This window comes from Haladaptatus sp. SPP-AMP-3, assembly GCF_049568665.1.
Taxonomy (GTDB): domain Archaea; phylum Halobacteriota; class Halobacteria; order Halobacteriales; family Haladaptataceae; genus Haladaptatus; species Haladaptatus paucihalophilus.
On sequence record NZ_CP145897.1, the window covers coordinates 2,038,479 to 2,056,750 of the forward strand.

19 protein-coding genes are annotated in these 18,272 nt (G+C 60.3%); 6 read left to right on the forward strand and 13 right to left on the reverse strand.

Features of this window, described 5'->3' with window-relative positions; translation table 11 throughout:
* Together V5735_RS11320 and V5735_RS11325 are read right to left on the reverse strand one after the other, a co-directional pair.
* On the reverse strand, nucleotides 1-363 hold the full coding sequence (locus V5735_RS11320) for a cupin domain-containing protein (RefSeq protein ID WP_423743616.1): 363 nt from the start codon (nucleotides 361-363) through the stop codon (nucleotides 1-3).
* A gap of 63 nt (nucleotides 364-426) precedes the next feature.
* Complete coding sequence (locus tag V5735_RS11325) at nucleotides 427-1,728, reverse strand: alpha-amylase domain-containing protein (protein ID WP_423743617.1); 1,302 nt, start codon at nucleotides 1,726-1,728, stop codon at nucleotides 427-429.
* Between the two features lie 385 nt (nucleotides 1,729-2,113).
* Between V5735_RS11325 and V5735_RS11330 the strand changes: the two genes are divergently transcribed.
* The 4 genes from V5735_RS11330 (at nucleotide 2,114) to V5735_RS11345 (ending at nucleotide 5,141) form a co-directional block, all read left to right on the forward strand.
* Nucleotides 2,114-2,818 (forward strand): DUF120 domain-containing protein, encoded by a 705-nt coding sequence (locus V5735_RS11330; protein WP_423743618.1) that lies wholly within the window; start codon nucleotides 2,114-2,116, stop codon nucleotides 2,816-2,818.
* The gene (gene ribB, locus V5735_RS11335) at nucleotides 2,815-3,474 is read left to right on the forward strand and encodes a 3,4-dihydroxy-2-butanone-4-phosphate synthase (protein WP_423743619.1); all 660 of its coding nucleotides are present in this window, start codon (nucleotides 2,815-2,817) and stop codon (nucleotides 3,472-3,474) included. The genes V5735_RS11330 and ribB overlap by 4 nt, the downstream gene beginning before the upstream one ends.
* A gap of 138 nt (nucleotides 3,475-3,612) precedes the next feature.
* On the forward strand, nucleotides 3,613-4,011 hold the full coding sequence (locus V5735_RS11340) for a DUF5518 domain-containing protein (protein ID WP_423743620.1): 399 nt from the start codon (nucleotides 3,613-3,615) through the stop codon (nucleotides 4,009-4,011).
* A 194-nt stretch (nucleotides 4,012-4,205) separates the two neighbouring features.
* Nucleotides 4,206-5,141 carry a branched-chain amino acid transaminase gene (locus V5735_RS11345; RefSeq protein WP_423743621.1) on the forward strand — a complete coding sequence of 312 codons (936 nt, stop codon included), beginning with the start codon at nucleotides 4,206-4,208 and terminating at the stop codon, nucleotides 5,139-5,141.
* Between the two features lie 227 nt (nucleotides 5,142-5,368).
* Here the strand turns inward: V5735_RS11345 and V5735_RS11350 are convergent, their stop codons facing one another.
* The 9 genes from V5735_RS11350 to ahaH form a co-directional block, all read right to left on the reverse strand.
* Complete coding sequence (locus V5735_RS11350) at nucleotides 5,369-6,061, reverse strand: V-type ATP synthase subunit D (protein WP_007976084.1); 693 nt, start codon at nucleotides 6,059-6,061, stop codon at nucleotides 5,369-5,371.
* A gap of 145 nt (nucleotides 6,062-6,206) precedes the next feature.
* The gene (locus tag V5735_RS11355; RefSeq protein ID WP_423743622.1) at nucleotides 6,207-7,613 is read right to left on the reverse strand and encodes an ATP synthase subunit B; all 1,407 of its coding nucleotides are present in this window, start codon (nucleotides 7,611-7,613) and stop codon (nucleotides 6,207-6,209) included.
* Nucleotides 7,613-9,373 (reverse strand): ATP synthase subunit A, encoded by a 1,761-nt coding sequence (locus V5735_RS11360; RefSeq protein ID WP_423743623.1) that lies wholly within the window; start codon nucleotides 9,371-9,373, stop codon nucleotides 7,613-7,615. The genes V5735_RS11355 and V5735_RS11360 overlap by 1 nt, the downstream gene beginning before the upstream one ends.
* Nucleotides 9,370-9,711, reverse strand: coding sequence for a V-type ATP synthase subunit F (locus V5735_RS11365; RefSeq protein WP_007976087.1), 342 nt, complete (start codon nucleotides 9,709-9,711; stop codon nucleotides 9,370-9,372). Before V5735_RS11365 ends, V5735_RS11360 begins: the two co-directional genes overlap by 4 nt.
* A complete protein-coding gene (locus V5735_RS11370; RefSeq protein ID WP_069449915.1) occupies nucleotides 9,708-10,763 on the reverse strand; it encodes a V-type ATP synthase subunit C in 1,056 nt (351 codons plus the stop codon). The genes V5735_RS11365 and V5735_RS11370 overlap by 4 nt, the downstream gene beginning before the upstream one ends.
* Nucleotides 10,760-11,341 carry a V-type ATP synthase subunit E gene (locus V5735_RS11375; protein WP_423743624.1) on the reverse strand — a complete coding sequence of 194 codons (582 nt, stop codon included), beginning with the start codon at nucleotides 11,339-11,341 and terminating at the stop codon, nucleotides 10,760-10,762. Before V5735_RS11375 ends, V5735_RS11370 begins: the two co-directional genes overlap by 4 nt.
* A gap of 25 nt (nucleotides 11,342-11,366) precedes the next feature.
* A complete protein-coding gene (locus V5735_RS11380; protein ID WP_423743625.1) occupies nucleotides 11,367-11,648 on the reverse strand; it encodes a F0F1 ATP synthase subunit C in 282 nt (93 codons plus the stop codon).
* 202 nt (nucleotides 11,649-11,850) lie between these two features.
* Nucleotides 11,851-14,037 (reverse strand): V-type ATP synthase subunit I, encoded by a 2,187-nt coding sequence (locus V5735_RS11385; RefSeq protein ID WP_423743626.1) that lies wholly within the window; start codon nucleotides 14,035-14,037, stop codon nucleotides 11,851-11,853.
* Nucleotides 14,024-14,356 carry an ATP synthase archaeal subunit H gene (ahaH, locus tag V5735_RS11390; RefSeq protein WP_423743627.1) on the reverse strand — a complete coding sequence of 111 codons (333 nt, stop codon included), beginning with the start codon at nucleotides 14,354-14,356 and terminating at the stop codon, nucleotides 14,024-14,026. Before ahaH ends, V5735_RS11385 begins: the two co-directional genes overlap by 14 nt.
* A 119-nt stretch (nucleotides 14,357-14,475) precedes the next feature.
* Here ahaH and V5735_RS11395 point away from each other — a divergent pair, with 119 nt between their 5' ends.
* Nucleotides 14,476-15,099, forward strand: coding sequence for a methyltransferase domain-containing protein (locus V5735_RS11395; RefSeq protein ID WP_423743628.1), 624 nt, complete (start codon nucleotides 14,476-14,478; stop codon nucleotides 15,097-15,099).
* A gap of 62 nt (nucleotides 15,100-15,161) precedes the next feature.
* Here the strand turns inward: V5735_RS11395 and V5735_RS11400 are convergent, their stop codons facing one another.
* Both V5735_RS11400 and V5735_RS11405 read right to left on the reverse strand, forming a co-directional pair.
* Nucleotides 15,162-15,626, reverse strand: a complete 465-nt coding sequence (locus V5735_RS11400; protein WP_423743629.1) for a type IV pilin — start codon at nucleotides 15,624-15,626, stop codon at nucleotides 15,162-15,164.
* Between the two features lie 39 nt (nucleotides 15,627-15,665).
* On the reverse strand, nucleotides 15,666-16,919 hold the full coding sequence (locus tag V5735_RS11405; protein WP_423743630.1) for a DUF7096 domain-containing protein: 1,254 nt from the start codon (nucleotides 16,917-16,919) through the stop codon (nucleotides 15,666-15,668).
* Between the two features lie 263 nt (nucleotides 16,920-17,182).
* Here V5735_RS11405 and V5735_RS11410 point away from each other — a divergent pair, with 263 nt between their 5' ends.
* Entirely contained in the window at nucleotides 17,183-18,178 is a 996-nt protein-coding gene (locus V5735_RS11410) for a helix-turn-helix transcriptional regulator (protein ID WP_423743631.1), read from the forward strand.
* Nucleotides 18,179-18,272 lie beyond the last annotated feature (94 nt).

Here is an 18,272-nt window from a genome sequence, read left to right on the forward strand (position 1 = left end):
CTACACCTCCTCGAGGTCCGTCTTCGTCAGCTCGCTCTCGACGTTGCCGGTGTTCGTCGTTCCCGCCGGTTCGAACAGGAGTACTTCGGCTTCCTCATCGGCGACCGGTCGGTGTTCGACGCCCCGCGGAACGACGACGAATTCGCCTTCGTCCAGCACCACGTCCTCTTCCTCCCGAAGCTCGATGCGGAGTTGACCGCTCGTCACGAGGAACATCTCGTCCGCGTCGTCGTGGTGGTGCCAGACGAACTCGCCCTCCAGTTTGGCGAGTTTGACGGCTTGCCCGTTCAGTTCTGCGGCAAGCCGAGGAGACCAGTGTTCGTCGAAGGTGTCGAACGCGGCGTCGAGCGTGACTTTCTCCATGCGTGGTCGAGCGTTCCCGGCGCGGAACGGTATATCCGCGGGAAGGGGCGATTTTCGTCGCGCTCAGTTCGGCGCGTAGAACACCCAGCCTTCCGACGGGACCGTGATATCGACCCACCCGCTCCCGTCCGTGGTCACGTCGCCGGACGTGCCGCTGTAGTCGTGGAGGGTCGTGTTCGTCCACGAGGTGTACACCGACTGGGTGCGATTGCTTCCCCCGTTGTTGATGCCGACCAGCAGGTTGTTGTACCGCTCGTAGACTCCGAGGTCGCTGTCCGCGTGTCGCCAGTACGTCTCGCCCCCGGCGAGGTTCGTTTTCACCCAGACCATGTTGTTGATGTCGCTGTCGTCGAGGATGGCGTTCGGGTAGAGGTTGTAAATCATCGGGACGCCCTCGCTGGTGAGGACGAACGCGTGTGCGAGGTGGTACTGCGATGGCGCATCCGCGTCGTGGTTCTGGACGAACGGATGGGCGTGGAACGGGTCTTGCCCGATGAGACCCGCGCCTTGCAGTTGGCTCATGTCGCCGCCGGAGAACACGTCACCGAGGGTGTAGTACAGGGGGTAGTCGAACGCGTCCATTCCGGTATCGACGTAGCCCTGTACGTAGTCGATGCTGCCGCTGTACACCTCGCCGATTCTACTCATGCCGAGGTCGTCCGCCTTCGGGTTCGCGTAATCGCTCCAGTACTTCTCCTCGACGTGTTTGACCGCATCGTAGCGGTAGCCGTCCGCGCCCATGGACGCTATCTTCTCCATGTAGTTCATCAACTCGCCGCGGACGTACTCCGAGGTGGACGATTCGTACTGTGCGAGGTCGGGGAGCCCGAGGAGTTCGCCGTGCTCGACCTGATGGTCGTCGCTCCAGTCGTCGATGGACCCGACGTCGTGGTGGAAGTCGTTGTATGAGAAGCGAGGGAAGTCGTAGTCGTACCCCGTCGCCATGTGGTTCATCACGCAATCGACGAACACCTCCAGTCCTTGGGTGTGCGCCTCGTCGATGAGGGCTTGAAGTTCCGCCTCCGTCCCGAACTCGCTGTCGAACACGGTGTAATCTACCGGTTGATAGCCGAGCGGCGGGTCGTTGCGTCCGCTCTGGTCGCTCCACGTCAGGTCGCTCTTTTGAGGTGCCTGTATCCACACCGCGTCGTACCCCCTGTCCGCGACCGTCGAGAGGTTGTCCGTGATGGTCGGCCACGTCTCGTGGAAGTACTGGAAGTGCACCGGTTCACCCGCCGCCGCCGCACGGTCCGAGAGTGCGGGCAGTCCGGTCCCCAACCCGACGACGGACAGGCCGCCGACGAACGCCCGGCGCGTCAGGTCTCCTCGTCTGGACACCCCTTCGTCCGCCGCTCTCTCGTTCATCTTTTTTCCTCTCCCTTCGTCCGCCGCTGATTGCCCTTTTCGATCGCTTTCTGTGTGAGTTACGTTATCTTCTGCCATCGTGCATCTGTTACGTATTATCACAACACACTTTAATCTAGCCACTACTCAACTAAATTTCAAATACGATTATCGCTCCAAATACTCGGGACGGCGGAGAATGCCCTCGAGTTCGATTTGAAGGTCGGCGTAGCATGGTTTCGACTCTCGTGATAAACCGACGCGCTTTCCGCCGAAAATCAGCACACTTAGATGTTGTCGCACTCTATCTTCTGCCCCAGCGGTCCATCCGCACTCGCGCCATAACATTTCTGTTACGCATCTCACTTCCGGTACGCTTAAAGGACCGAAGCACGGAGTATCACGTATGTCAGCGACATCGCTCGTGGTCGGGTACGACGAACTCGCCGCGTTGAAACTGCTCGCCCTCGACGGGGCGCTCGAAAGCGAGGTCAAAGTCTCGTGTGCCGACCTCGCCGACCGCCTCGACGCGTCCAACCAGACGGCATCGCGCCGTCTCCAGCGCTTGGACGATGCGGGCCTCATCACGCGCGAAATCGTCAGCAACGGGCAGTGGGTCGCCATCACCGACGACGGCGAGTGGGAACTGAAACGCGAGTACGAGGATTACCGCAGAATCTTCGAAGACTTCTCCGGCGTCGACCTCTCGGGAACCGTCACCGGCGGGATGGGCGAAGGAAAACACTACATCTCGCTGTCGGGCTACATGGAACAGTTCATCGACCGGCTGGGCTACGAACCGTATCCGGGAACGCTGAACGTCGAACTCACCCCCGAAAGCGTCCGCGCTCGTTCGGCGATGGACGCGCTCACCCCCGTCGCCATCGACGCGTGGGAGGACGGCGACCGAACCTACGGTCCCGCCGTCTGCTATCCCGCCGCCATCGAAACGACGGACGGCGAGTCGTACGACCCCGTTCACGTCATCGCTCCCGAGCGAACCCATCACGACGAGGACCAGTTGGAACTCATCGCGGCGGCGAAGCTCCGCGACGAACTCGGTCTGGAAAACGATGACCACGTTACGGTCCACATCGAGGAGAGACAATGAGCCAGACAACCGCCGCGGCCGTCGAAACGGCAATCGCCGCATTCCGTGAGGGTTCACCCGTCCTCGTCCACGACGCGGCCGACCGCGAGGGCGAGACCGACCTCATCTATCCCGCCGGTGCGGTTACCCCGGACGCCGTTTCACGACTTCGAAACGATGCCGGTGGACTGGTCTGTGTCGCCCTCTCACACGACGTCGCCGAAACCTTCGACCTCGATTACATGGACGACATCATCGACCACCCCGCGAGCGAGGGCCACGAACTCGGCTACGATTCACGCTCGTCGTTCTCGTTGACCGTGAACCACCGCGACACCTACACCGGTATCACGGACGACGACCGTTCGCTGACGATTCGGGAGCTCGCAAACGTGGCCGCGACCCCCGCCGAAATCGACTTCTCCTCCGAGTTCCGTGCACCGGGACACGTCCACTTGCTCAAGGCCGCCCCCGAACTGCTCGCCGAGCGACAAGGCCACACCGAACTCGGTATCGCCCTCGCGGGCGCGGCCGACCGCGCCCCCGCCGTCGTCGTCTGTGAGATGTTGGACGACGAAACCGGCGGTGCACTGTCCCCCGCGGACGCACGCGCATACGCCGAGCGTCACGAGTTCCCCTATCTCGAAGGGTCGGAGATAATCGAATCGCTCGACTGACGCTTTTCACCCGTCTTCCGGGCGAGACGGTAAGACTCCCTTTTACTAACGAAATTTCCGCCCCGAATTGCGCTAATATCGGAATAGGTATCTATATTATAAAAAATGTTCATGTTTCCGGAAGTCCATATGCTACGTATGGACTTCAAAGCAAAAGCTATCGCATACGGAATCGTCGCAACCATCATCGTCGGCCTCCTCAGTGGCGCTGGCATCCCGTTCACGGACATGACGCTCCCGGTCGTCGGCGCTGGTCTGACCGGCATCATCGGCGGTCTGGTGGCAGGGTACGTCTCCGGGACAAAACTCGACGACGGCGCGCTCAACGGCGGCGTCGCAACCGCTGCGGGGGCCATCGTCGCGCTCGTCGTTCTGACTGTCGGCGGATTGCTCGCCGGTCCGGTCCCGGCGATGGGCCTGTTCGCCTTCGGCGTGCTGTTCGTCGTCGTCGCGGCGATTCCCGGCATCGTCGGCGGCGCGCTCGGCTCGTGGCTCAACGGCCGCTCGGAACGCCGCGCCGCGGCGCGGCCCGCCTGATACCAACCGACCCATTTTTACGACCGACTCATTTTCACCGGCGTAACGGTTCGAGAACGCTTTTCTGACGCCTCGCTCCGGCGAGCGCCATCGATTCACGGTTCCCGTAGATTACTCTTAGATGAGTAATCCTACACAATCGTCCAAAGACAATCGCCAAAACTCATTACCGTGGCCTTCGTTGGGGCGGACGTATGAGCTTTGACGAAATGGACGTGGACACTATCTGGATGGACGGAGAATTCGTCGATTGGGACGATGCGAAAATCCACGTTCTCACGCACGGACTGCACTACGGGACGGGCGTCTTCGAAGGAGTCCGGTGTTACGATACGGAAAAGGGTCCCGCGATTTTCCGCTGGGAAGACCATCTCCAGCGTTTCTACGACTCGTGTAAACCCTACGACATGGAAATCGAGTACAGCCCGGAGGAGCTCACGGAAGCGACCCTCGAACTCATCGACCGCCAAGACCTCCGCTCCTGTTACGTCCGGCCCATCGCCTACTACGGCTACGACAGCCTCGGTGTCAGCCCCGGCGACTGCCCGACCGACGTGACCATCGCCGCGTGGCCGTGGGGCGCGTACCTCGGCGAAGACGCCCTCGAAAACGGTGTCGAGGTCATGATATCTTCGTGGCGCAAACACGCATCCAGCCAGATTCCGACGAACGCAAAGACGACCGGCCTGTACGTCAACAGCCTCCTCGCTGGCGAGGAAGCCCGACGCAACGGCTACGTCGAAGCCCTCGTCCTGAACAAGGAAGGCAACGTCGCGGAAGGTCCCGGCGAGAACATCTTCATGGTCCGCGACGGCGAGATTTTCACCCCCGGTCTCTCCCAGAGCATCCTCGACGGCATCACCCGCAACAGCGTCATCACGATGGCCGAGGAGATGGGCTACACGGTCCACGACGACGCCACCATCAGCCGCGGCGAACTCAACACCGCCGACGAACTGTTCTTCACCGGCAGCGCGGCGGAAGTCACGCCAATCCGGCAGGTGGATAACGTCGAAATCGGCAACGGCAGTCGCGGTCCCGTGACCGAAGAACTCCAATCTGCCTTCTTCGACCTCGTGAACCGTCGCACCGACGACCACGACGAGTGGTTCACGTACGTCGAAGAGTAATCCTTTCCGGCGAGCGCTCGATTCCGAGCGTTCAATTCACAGACTCGCTGTTCGAGGACAGGACGTTGGTCGCGTTTTCGCTTCGACTATCTCTCTCGGACTCCCGTCTCTCCAAGGGCATCGTTTCGGATGGAGAGTCAGGGATGCCGTGACCTTCGGCGTCCACTTCATCGACTCGAAACGCACCGATTTCTACGTACCCAAACCGCAGAAAGAAAATATCGGGATTAGCTCGTGACGACGACTTCGCCTTCCGCCATCTCCGGTTCGCGGGCTTCCTTCTCGGCCCGTTCTTCCTCTTCCTTTTTGGCCTTGATCTTCTTCATTCGGAAGATTTCTTCGCGCTCTTGCTCTTCGAGTTTCTGCTCGATGTAGTCCTGCGCTTCGTGGAGTTCCGGGAGCAGTTTGAATTCGAGCGCGTTGACGCGGCGCTTCGTCGTCTCGATCTCCGTCAGCATCTTCTTCATCGCCGTCTCGACTTCCGCGGCGAGGATGATGCTTTCGAGCAGTTCCTCGTAGGCGTCCGCGGTTTCGTCGATGCGCGCGCTCGTTCCGAGGACACCGTAGCCTCGCTCGTCGAGCGACTTCTTGACCTTCGAGGACTCGATCTGCGGGACGACGACGCCCATGATGTTCTTCGACTCGGTCGTGATTTCGGGGTGTTCCTGCAGCGCGGCGGCGGCACCGCGAACCGCCACGTCGCCCTCCATCGCGCGGGCCATGTTGATGGTCTGTTGTGCGCGCTGGTAATCCTCTTCCAGCCCGGAGCGTACGTCCTGCGCTTGGTCGAGGATGTCCATGAACTCCATGATGAGGCCGTCACGCTTCTTCTCCAGCGTGTCGTGGCCCCGTTCGGAGAGGTCGATGCGGTCCTCAATCGCCATGAGGTTCTTCCGAGTGGGTTTGACGTCCTTGGCCATGTTGGTTGATGCTAGAAACTCGAAGGGGATAATTCTTTACAGTCGAACGCCGCTCCGCGGGGACGGCTCCAGGACAGAGACGCGGAATACTCTCATCGCTCCGTCGATTACACGAGTGGAAAACAAAAACGAAACTGAAACCGCGTTAGTCAGCCGCGACTTCTTCCGCCTGCTCTTCGGGGTAGTACTCCTCGATGAACTCCTCGTCGATACGGTTGAGTTCCTCTTTCGGCAGCATCGAGAGGAGGTCCCAGCCGATGGTGAGCGTCTCTTCGATGCTTCGGTTCGTGTTGAATCCCTGATCGAGGAATTCCGTCTCGAACTGATCCGCGAAGTCGAGGTACTGGTTGTCCCGCTCGCTCAGCGCTTCGCGGCCGACGATGTTCACGAGGTCACGAAGGTCCTCACCTTGCGCGTACGCCGCGTACATCTGGTCGGAGACGCCGGAGTGGTCGGCGCGGGTGAGTCCCTCGCCGATACCGTCGTCCATCAGCCGCGAGAGGCTCGGAAGCGGGTTGATCGGCGGTTGGATACCCTGCGAGTTCAGGTCGCGGTCGATGTATATCTGTCCCTCGGTGATGTACCCGGTCAGGTCGGGAATCGGGTGCGTGTCGTCGTCACCCGGCATCGTGAGGATGGGAATCTGCGTGACGGACCCGTCACGACCCTCGATACGACCCGCGCGCTCGTACAGTTGCGCAAGGTCTGTGTACATGTATCCGGGGTAGCCACGGCGACCCGGCACCTCTTCACGCGCGGCACCGATTTCGCGCAGCGCCTCGCAGTAGTTCGTCATGTCCGTCAGGATGACCAGCACGTGGTAATCCTTCTCGAACGCGAGGTACTCCGCCGTCGTCAGCGCGAGACGCGGGGTGACCGTCCGCTCGACCGCGGGGTCGTCCGCGAGGTTCATGAAGACCACGGAGCGCTCCAGTGCACCGGTGCGCTCGAAGTCCTCCATGAACTCGTTCGCCTCTTCTGCCGTGATGCCCATCGCGCCGAACACCACTGCGAACTCGCTCTCTTCGCCGTCTTCCTCGTCTTCGAGCACGCTCGCCTGTCGCGCAATCTGGAGCGCGAGGTCGTTGTGCGGAAGCCCGGATGCGGAGAAGATGGGCAGTTTCTGTCCGCGAACCAGCGTGTTCATGCCGTCGATGGCGGACACACCGGTCTGGATGAACTCTTCGGGGTACTCGCGTGCGTAGGGGTTGATAGCCGCGCCGATGATGTCGTCACGCCGGTCCGGAACGATTTCCGGGCCGCCGTCGATGGGCTGTCCCGACCCGTCGAGCACGCGCCCGAGCAGGTCTTCGGTGACGGGCATCTTCATCGTCTCGCCGAGGAATCGAACCGAGGACTCTCGGTTGATACCTTCCGTTCCCTCGAACACCTGAATCGAGACGAGGCCGTCGCTCGATTCGAGTACCTGTCCGCGCAGCGTGTCGCCGGTCGGCGTCTCGATTTCGACGATTTCGTCGTATCCGATCGGCTCGTCGACTTCGGCGAACACCAGCGGACCGCTGATTTCCGTAATGGTCTGGTATTCTTTCATTAGTACTTCTCCCTGAGCTCGTCTTTGATCTCTTCTTCGATTTCGCCGATGAAGTCGTCCCAGTCCTCGGCCGTTCCCATGCGGTTCAGGCGCGGGGCGGCGTCGATAGCCGTGATTTCGTCCACCGGAACGCCAGCTTCGAGTGCGTTGAACGCCTCGTCGTTGAACGTCTGGATGGCTTCGAGCATCCGGTAGGTCTTCTTCGGCTCACAGAACATGTCCACGTCGTGGAACGCGTTCTGCTGGAGCCACCCTTCACGGAGGTAGCGTGCGACTTCGAGCGTCAACTGCTGGTCTTCCGGCAGCGCGTCCTTACCGACGAGCTGAACGATCTCCTGCAGTTCGCCCTCTTCGTCGAGCACGTCGGTCGCCCACTGGCGCTTCTCCGGGAAGTCGGGTTCGACGTTCTGTTCGTACCACGGGTCGAGCTGGTCCTTGTACAGCGAGTAGGACTCGTCCCAGTTGATGGCCGGGAAGTGCCGCCGTTCCGCGAGGTCAGCGTCCAGCGCCCAGAACGTCTTCACGATACGCAGGGTGTTCTGCGTGACCGGCTCGGAGAAGTCGCCGCCCGGGGGCGACACTGCACCGATAACCGACACCGAACCCTCCGTACCGTTGATGTTCTCGAACTTGCCTGCGCGCTCGTAGAACTCTGCGAGACGGGCGGCGAGGTACGCCGGGTACCCTTCCTCACCGGGCATCTCTTCGAGACGCGAGGAAATCTCACGCATCGCCTCCGCCCACCGCGAGGTGGAGTCGGCCATGAGCGCGACGTCGTATCCCATGTCGCGGTAGTACTCCGCGATGGTGATTCCCGTGTAAATGCACGACTCGCGTGCTGCCACGGGCATGTTCGACGTGTTCGCGATGAGGCACGTCCGCGACATGAGCGGTTTGCCCGTTCGCGGGTCCTCGAGTTCCGGGAAGTCCTCGATAACCTCCGTCATCTCGTTGCCACGCTCACCACAGCCGACGTAGACGACGATGTCCGCGTCGGCCCACTTGGCGAGTGAGTGCTGGGTCACGGTCTTCCCGGAGCCGAACGGTCCCGGAATCGCGGCCGTCCCACCCTTTGCGATGGGGAACAGGCCGTCGAGGATGCGCTGACCGGACACGAGCGGCGTCCGGGGCGTCTGTTTGTCGACGGAGGGCCGTGCTTCACGAACCGGCCACTCCTGTTGCATCGCGATTTCTTCGCCGTTGTCGAGTTCGACGACGGTTTCGGTCACGTCGTAGTTGCCCTCGTTCGTGGCAACCACTTCGCCGCCCTCGTAGTCCGGCGGCACCATGACCTTGTGTTCGATGCTCTCGGTTTCGGGAACGGTCCCGACGACGTCGCCGGGTTCCACCTCGTCGCCTTCGCTGACGGATGGGGTGAACTCCCACGTCTTCTCCTGGTCGATACCGGGAGCGTCGACACCACGGTCGAGGAACGCGCCCATCTTGTCTTCGAGCACGTCGAGCGGGCGCTGCACGCCGTCGTAGATGGAGTACAGCATTCCCGGTCCGAGGTCGACCGACAGCGGTTCGCCCGTGTTCTCGACGGGTTCACCGGGGGCGACGTTCGAGGTCTCTTCGTACACCTGAATGGTGGTTTGGTTTCCTTCGATTTCGATGACCTCTCCCATCAGCCCTTCCTCACCGACGTACACAACGTCGTTCATCCGGGCGCCGAGGTCCGTGGCGGTAACGACAGGTCCGCTCACGCTCTGAATGACGCCGTCCTCACGGACGACGTCGCTGTCTGTTGCCTGGCTCATTCGTTATCACCTTGTTCGTCTTCGTCCATAAGGTCGATACCGATCGCGCGCTTGATTTTGTCGCGGAGTCCGCCGCTTCCCGCGCCACCACCCAGCGTCACAAGGGTGGGTTCCACACTCGTCTCGACGTCGTTTCGGACGTTCCGCGAGAGGTGCGTGAGGTCGTCGTCGTGCATCACGATGATGCCCACGTCGTCGTCTTCCAGCGTCCGAGAAACAGCGTCGTCCAAGTTCGCATCCTTTTCGTCGTCCGGAACGTTCGCAAACTTCCGGACGCCCGCGAGTCTGAATCCGGTCGTAAAGTCCGGACTCCCGATGACGGCGATTTCTTGGCTCATAGTACCACCAGTTCCTCTTCGATTCGGTCTTCGGACAGTCCCGCTTCGCGTCCACGCGCGATGGCACGGATGTTATCGACTTCGCGCTGTTTGGCGAGAACGTAAGCGAGCACCGGACACACGGATAACGGAAACACGTGTGAAAGGTGGTCCGAGTACTCGAGCAGTGCAATATCCAATGCGTGCTCGAATCCGATGAGACTGTCGGCTCGCTCAAGCTCGTCCAACGCTTCGTCCAACTCGTCCCCGTAGGGGCTGTCTCGAATCCTCGCTATCAGTTCGTCCGTGCTTCCCGCGAGCTGCGTCAGCTCCTTCGCGCCGAACATCCGACCGCCGGAGATGTAGTACTCCGAGGGGTCGATGTCCGCGCCGCTCCGACTGATTCGGAGCACGTTACGGATGTTTCGGAAGTCGATCTCCGCCTGCAGGAACTCGATGTACAGCCGCGTCGCGCGGTCTTCCGTCTCCGACACGCCGTCCATCAAGCCCTCGTAGTAGGCCCGGTCCACCGCGTTTTCCAGCGGAATCAACAGGCCCGTCGACTCGTAATCGTCGTAGGCGGCTTCGAGGCTGTCCCCGAAAATCGTCGTTCCGAGCATCTCGACGACGTCTTCGATGGTGCCTGCTTCGGCCAATCGCGTGAGGAACTCTTCGTCGAACTCACCGGCGTGAATCAAGTCGTCGCGCACGGACTCGCTGTCGGTATCCGCGTAGATACCGCGCAGTATCGTCTTGACGTTCCACGCGTCGAACGTCCGCAGATATCGGGCGATGAGGTCGTACAGCTTCCCGTCGGCCCAATCCAACAGGTCGTTGAAGTGCTTCGCGAGGTTGCGGTTCAGCGCGTACTCCACGAGGTCCACACCGTCGTAGCGCGCACCGAGTGCGTTCACCTCGGACTCGTACTCCGTCTCCTCCATGTAGCGGGCGATTTCGCCCGGTCCCATGCGCAGGAGCTTTCGGTAGTCCTCTTCGTCGAACAGGGCCGCTCTGCGCGCCCTGACTCGCGCGGTGACGTACTCGTAGTTCGATGTTCCTTCGGTCGTGCTCATTGCTCGAACAACCGCGAACTGATCTGTTGGAGGTTGTTCTCCCACACGTCCTCCAGAATCGAGTCGAACGTGTTGTTCACGCGGACGCGGGAGGCCTCGCTCTCGGCGACGATGCCACCGAGGCAGTCGTACTCACCCGCGTACTCGAAACCGTCGTAATCCGCGACGATATCGGTGAGGAGCGCTTCGTCGTCGGGGCGTCCGTAGACTCGGACGGTGTTCCCCGATTCGAACTCCTCCGCGGCCGCGTCGAGCAGAGAGCGCGTCAGTTCTTCGCGCTCGTCGCCACCGAGGGTGGCGATGCTCTCTTCAGCGTCGGCGCGCACTTCCTGCAGCACGTCGCGGCGGGCTTCGAGCCGCTTCTGCTTGGCTTCGAGTTTCGCGCTGGAGAGTTTCTGCTCTCGTTCTCGCTCGATTCGGTTTTCAACCTCCTGTTCTTTCGCCGCGAGTATCTCCTCGGCTTCCGACTCCGCCTCGTCGACAATCTCGTCCGCGCGGGACTCGCCTTCCGTACGAATCTCTTCCGCGCGCTCGCGGGCCTCGTTTCTAATATCCTCAACTACCGTTTCCAAGCTCATTGATGAAGAGGGTGTGTAGGGTGTTCTAAGGAACGACGAACACGACGACCAGTGCCAGGATGACGAGCGTCTCCGGCAGCACCGTCATGATCAGTCCGGTACCGAACAGATCCTGGTCTTCCGCGATAGCGCCGACAGCGGCGGCACCGATACCGCGCTCCGCGTAGCCTGCTCCGAACGCCGCGAGACCGACTGCGAGTGCTGCTGCGGCTTTTGGGGGGATTGCGGGTTCAGCGGCCGCCTGAGCGGCATTTTCCTGCAGAAGCGGTGCAACTGTGTTGACGAATGCGAATATAGCTTCGAACATTGGTTTGATCCTTTTGTAGGCTCTCTATAGCCGAACAAGTCGTAGTTCGAGTCACTGGATTCTTAAAACTTCCCAAAGCGCTTTGCCGGATTTGCTTGTATCGAGGGCTGTACCCGCTAAATCATGGTACCAAATACCAGTGTCAAGACGAAAAAGAGGCCAGTCTGGTCGTGAAAGAAGAAAAACGACGGACGAGGAGTACTTAGTCTTCCGTCGTGTACGCTCGGTCGTAGCCGAACGGTTTGTACGCTTCGCCGCCGCCCTCGTAGAACTTGCCGAAGAACTCCACGTACTCGAGACGCACCGCCTGCAGTCCCGCGCTGGTGATACCCAGCGTGAGGACGAGCGCGTGCCCGAGGACGAGGACGAGCAGTCCGACGAGGATGCCCGCGACACCCGAGTGGAGCAGTCCGGGGAACATGATGTCAGTGACTGTGTGCCCGTGAGCTGTCGCGCTTTCGTGCGGCATGTGGGTGAGTCCGAAGTGCCACGATTCCTCTTCTCCGTGGCCCGTCACGTACACGCCGAAGAACAGGAGATTGACCACGAAGGCCATCCCTGCCTTGGCGAGCAGCACGGCGGCGAGACGGGTGTACGAGAGGACGTTCACCAGCACGTTGAGGAACTCGACTGCCTCGATTGGTTCGCCCACGACGAGCAGGACGAGTCCGAGGAAGAACACGAGGAGCCACACCGAGAACGGGAAGTTAATTCCCGGTATCGTGAATAGGTTGAACGCCGGAAAACCGGTGAATCCGAACGGGAACGGATTTCCGTTGAAGACGCTCTCCGACCCGAAGAGGAGACCGGGCGCGCTTCCGCCAGCACCCGAGAAGATCCACACCCAGAGGCCGAACATCATTATGATCCACGACCCGCTCTCGGTCATGGCGTCCTTGAAACTGTGTTCCAAGTTCTCGATGAAGTCGAAGCCCCACCCGATAGTGAGGTGGGCGATACCGGCGAGCAGGCTCAGCACGAGCCAGCCGGTCGCGAACTCGCCCTCGATGGGCTGCAGTCCCTTGTGAATCGGCGGATTACCGCTCCAGACGAACTCCCCGAGGATGTGCAACCCGAAGATTTCGCCGTACAGGACACCGAACAGCATCGTGAACGCACCTGCCCAGATGGCGATTCCGCCGAGGCTCTTGATGGCCTCGTTGTCGAACTTCGTGTAGATGAAGTATCCGATGAGGGTGTACAGCGCCCCGTATCCGAGGTCGCCGATCATGAACCCGAAGAACAGCGGGAACGTGAGGAACAGGACGACCGTCGGGTCGAACTCGAAGTACTTCGGCCGGTTGATGGTCTGGACCAGCACTTCGAACGGTTTGACCGCGCCGGGGTTCTTCTGGATGACTGGCGGGTTCTCTTCCTTGGTGACGTGGCCGCCGTCCGTGGCGACACCCGTCTCCTCGGCCTGTTCGAGCGGCGCGTGGTGGCCGCCCTTCTCCTCGTAGGACGCGCGTTCGAGCTCGTCCACTTCGACGTGCTCACCGACCGCGCTGTCGAGGTTGCTCTTCAGTTCCGCGTACTTCTCCGTCGGAATCCAGCCTTCCGCGACGAAGGCGTTCTCCGTCGTCGCGAACTGCAGCGGCGCTTCGGCCTTCTGGACCTCGATGGCGAGTTTCTCCTCGGCCGCGAGGAGGAATCCCGCGGCGTCGAGTTTCACGTCGTTGAGTTCGTTCTCGACGCCGTTGAGCTTCGACTCGAGCTTCTGCTTGTCGTGTTTGAGCTCCGCGACGTACTCCTCGGGGCTGCCGGACGCGTCGGGGATTTCGAGCGATGCGAAATCCGCGCCGACGAGCGCATCGTCGAGCGCGTCGTCGTCCGCTTCGTCCGTCGGATACACGAAGACGGCGACCGTTTGCCCTTCCGTGAACAGTTCGTACTCCTGAACGTCCTCAGAATCCGCGAGCGCGCGCTCGATTTCGTCCGCGTTCCCTTCGCCGACCGCGACCTGTAGATGGTCGTAGCCGGACAGCAGGTCGAGGTCGATACCGAGCGTGGCGAACGGCTCCATCGAGCCGATTCGGTCCTCGACGCTTCGAAGCTCCTCGCCGAGTTCGTTTCGGCGGTCGTCGAGTTCGTTGACCTGCGCTCGGATGTCCTCCAGTTCGTCTTCCAGCGCTTCACCGGTGACGATTCGCTGCGGTCCGGCGTCCTCCGCGTCCACACCGAGAATGCTCTCGATGGAACGAACGGTGACGAGTTTGTCGGACGCTTCGTCCGCACCGCTGACCGGGTTTCCGGGGTCGAACCCATCCCACGACCCGTCGTAGTTCGACAGGTGGACGAGGTTCAACTCGTGGATAGTCTCGATGACGTCGGACATGACGGTGCGCGAACCCGTCACCGAGATTTTGCTCATCTGTTCAGGTCTGAGCATGCACCGCCTCCCTGAACCTGTCGAGGACGAACTCTATCGCGTCATCGACGTTTTCCTCGGCGCGCGTTTCGAGTGCTTCGCGCTCTTCCTCGCCCTCCGCGAGGAGCTTTTTGCGCTCGGATTCGATGTCGTCCCGTGCGTTTTCGAGTTTTCTCTGCTCCAGTTCTTCGGCCTCTTCGTGGGCTTCCGAGCGGATGTCCTCCGCTTTCGTGCGCGCCTCGGAAATCCGCTCTTCGCGGGCTTCCTTAGCGTCCGCAACGATGTCGTCAGCCTCCGTTTCGGCCTCCTTTATTCGTTCGAGAACCTCTGGCCTCGGCATATACTGTAATCACGCGGAAGGTTGCGCGAGTGGCTATAAACTACTTGCGGAACCATCTCGACCCCTCCACGGGCGAAAATGGTGGGGATTCATCATCGCTCGGTCCCAATCGCCGAATAATGGGTATCCTCGAAGACAAACGTCGAGCACGAATCTTCTACAAGTACCTCTCGAAGGTGTACGACCAAGTGAATCCGTTCATCTGGGACGAGGAGATGCGTGACGAGGCCCTGTCGATGCTCGACATCGACGAGGATGATACGGTGCTCGATGTCGGCTGTGGCACCGGATTCGGAACCGAAGGACTGCTCCAACACACCGAGAACGTGCACGGTCTCGACCAGAGCGTCCATCAACTCGAAAAGGCGTGGGCAAAACTCGGCAAATACGACCCCGTGAGCTTCTATCGCGGCGACGCCGAACGGTTGCCGTTCATAGACGATTCCTTCGATATCGTCTGGTCGTCCGGGTCCATCGAATACTGGCCCGAACCCGTCGAAACTCTTCGAGACATCCGTCGCGTCACGAAACCCGGTGGAGAGGTCTTGATCGTCGGTCCGAACTACCCCGGAACGAGCGTCATGCAGAAAGTCGCTGACACCATCATGCTCTTTTACGACCGCGAGGAGGCGGACCGGATGTTCCGAGAGGCGGGGTACGAGGACATCCGCCACCGGGAGATGGGACCGACGTACGACCCCGATATCGCCATCACGACTGTCGCGCGCGTGCCAGAAAAATAGAGCTCCGAGAACGGCGCGAAAATAATAGATACGACCGTACGAAAACGGGAACCGCGTCGACGTCACCGCACGGTCGTTTCGATTTCGGCGACCAGCGTCTCGTTCTCCACGATTCGAACGTCTATCTCGTCCTCCGATTCGAGCAGTGGCGCGTTCGTTTCGGCCAGTTCGAGACTTGCGACCTCCCCGACGCTCCACGTCGAATCCGCCGCGCTATTGAACGGTCCCGTCGGTCCCGCCCGAAATCCGTCCGCCGAAAAAAACGGGACCGGTGGCTGTTCCTTCAGTGGTTCGCCGTTCACGCTGATCTCGATATCGAGTTCATCGACATTGAGCGACTCTCCCGCGCGATGCGTGAACGTCACCCGATTCGTCGTCGCACTGGCGGACACCCCGATGGCGGCGTGCTCCGGTGCCTCCAGCGACAGTGACTGTACCGCAACAGCCCCGATTGTTCCGGCTACAACGAGCGTAACGACGAGAAGGAGGACGGTTGCGACGACGGGTGAGAGCGCGCGATTCGACACGCCGAGGAGTGGTTCGGTGTTGGTATTTCAATCTTGGCCCTATCCGGCGATGTCTTGCGGCGGCCCGCTCGTCGCGTTCGTGCGCGTGATACCGTACGGGGAGACTGTGACGTTTACCGTCTCGGAGCCGTGTCTCGCCGAAACGGTGAACGTCCGCCGCGGGGAGACCGTCAACAGGATTCCGTCTGAATCGGTCTCTCCGACCTCGCTCTCCCCTATTTCGATAGTGCTTCGAACCGGGTCACCGTTCGCGTCGGTCAGGTTTATCCGCAGTGGTCCGCCCGGATACGTCCGATTGACGGCGAGGTTGAGATTGGTGCTATTGTTCCGGATGGCCGCGCCGTAGGGTGTGTGGTCGTCTCCGGTGAGGAGCTTGTACTGTATCTCTCGATATATCTTCTCCGTCCCGCTATCGAGATACGCCGTGATGACGCCCTGTGGATAGACCATCTTGGTTTCCGACACGCCTTTCTTGTACTGTATGTTCGAAGACGTTCCGGGATTCTTCTCTTTCACCCACGGATAGCTGTTCACTGTGATATTGGTTTTCTCCCGCCCCGTGAGGTAACTATCCAAACTGCTGTTTCGGTAATCGGAGCGATACGCTTCGCGAACGTATTTGCTGCCGAGTACGGTCGACAACACGGTTCCATCGCTCGTCGTCGCTACGTAGACGTACTTCGAACCGGTTCCGCTGCGAACGCTTTCGACCACGTCGTTGCGAACCTCCCCACGTAGGGGTATCAAATCCGCTCGAAGTTCGTACTCGTGTGGCGCGAATTGGATGACGCTTTTCCCCTTCGTTTTCATGTGCTCGATTGCGCGGTTTACATCGTCCGCCCTGCTATCGAGCACGGCAAGTCGTTCGACATATTCGCGCACTCCGATTCCCTGGTTGTTGAACTGCTTGCTCGCGCTCCGTTCTTTGTTTTTCAGCGACGATAGTTCCAATTCGAGATCGGTTCTAAATCGAGTAAGGAGCTGATATCTCTCCTCATCGTCGTCTGCATTCGACAGTTTCTCGTCGAGCGTGTACATCTTCTTCTGCGACTGAACCTTGTTCCTGTCCATTTCGAGCGTGGTGCTGAGGCTCAGTGATGGGGTGTACGTCTCGCTCCGCTCCGGCGTTCCGAGGCTCAGTTGGGAGGACGTCTCGTTGACCCCCGGCGGTTTCGCGGGATTGTTCGCACTCGGCTGCGTCGAAGCCGCGGGTTGCGAGCCGACTCCGAACGCAACGGCAGGCGAACAGAAGAGGAGGAGGGCTACTAGCAGGATAGAGGACACCCGGCTCATACCGTTGATTACGTAACTACTCATTAAAATACGTACGGGATTCCGTGTTATTCGATAACCGGCCGAAATCGCGCGAGACCTTTTAAATCGTCCCCTGACCTTTTATCGCACAGATGGAAAGTATTTTCTTGCCTGCTTAACCACAGTGGGATATGCGGTCACATTTCGCCCTCCTCGTGGTCCTCCTCCTTTCCCTTTTAGCCTCGGGAACCGCCCTTGCGGCGGGTGATGTGCAGACTCATCCGGCTACTACCGATTTCGTAGTGAGGGACCGCAGTGCGCTCAACGAAACGCCGACGAATGGGACGACGATTCAGATCACGCCACGGGCCAATGGCGACGCTCACTGGAACGTTTCGATGGAGTTCTCGCTTCACGACGAAAACGAAACGGAGGCGTTCAAGCGCTTGGGGCGTGATTTCGAGCGGGGGGATAGCAGTGTCGGCTTCTCGGCGGAAACGTTCCGAGAAATCGCGAAACGCGAACAAGCCGAAACCGGTCGCGAGATGAAAATACGGAACGTCAATCGCGACTACACCGTGAGCAACGAATCCGGTATGCTGACCCTCTCGTTCATCTGGACGAACTTTACCCGTGTGAACGGCGATAAAATCTACCTCGGGGACGCGTTCTTGCTCGACGACGGGGAGTCCACGTGGTTCCGTTCGCTGTCCGCGAACCAAAACCTCTTAATTCACTCCCCCGACGAGTACGAGATTCAAAACTCGAATTTCGGTCACAACAACGGGACGATCACCCTCAGTGGCCCGATGACGATTCGTTCCCCGACCGGCGATAGTCGCTTTATCCGAGTGACGTACGCCGAAGATTCCGGTCCGGCTAAGCAACCGACTCAACTGCTGACGTATCTCGCTGGCTTCGTGATCCTCGTGGGAATCGTCGGCGCTGGCGTCTACGCGTTCACCCAACGAGACGGGGACGAACCGGGAACCGATTCCGAACATACGGACGAGGAACCCATCCCGTCGACGACCCCTGACCCCGACCCCGAACCGGAAGATGACGAACCGAACCTCGAACTCCTCTCCGACGAAGAGCGCGTCGAGCACCTGCTGAAACGGAACGGCGGTCGGATGAAACAGGCGACCATCGTCAAGGAGACGAACTGGTCGAACGCGAAGGTGTCCCAACTTCTCTCGGCGATGAACGATTCCGACCGAATCGACAAACTTCGCATCGGGCGGGAGAACCTCATCACGCTTCCCGGCGAGGACGTGACCGACTTCGACGACGAGTGAGCGCTCGAACGCCGGAATTGGTAAGATTCTCGATTAGTACGGCACGTGCATTGTCGAGCGTTTCGAAAACGTTTACCCGCTACCCGGAAAGGAA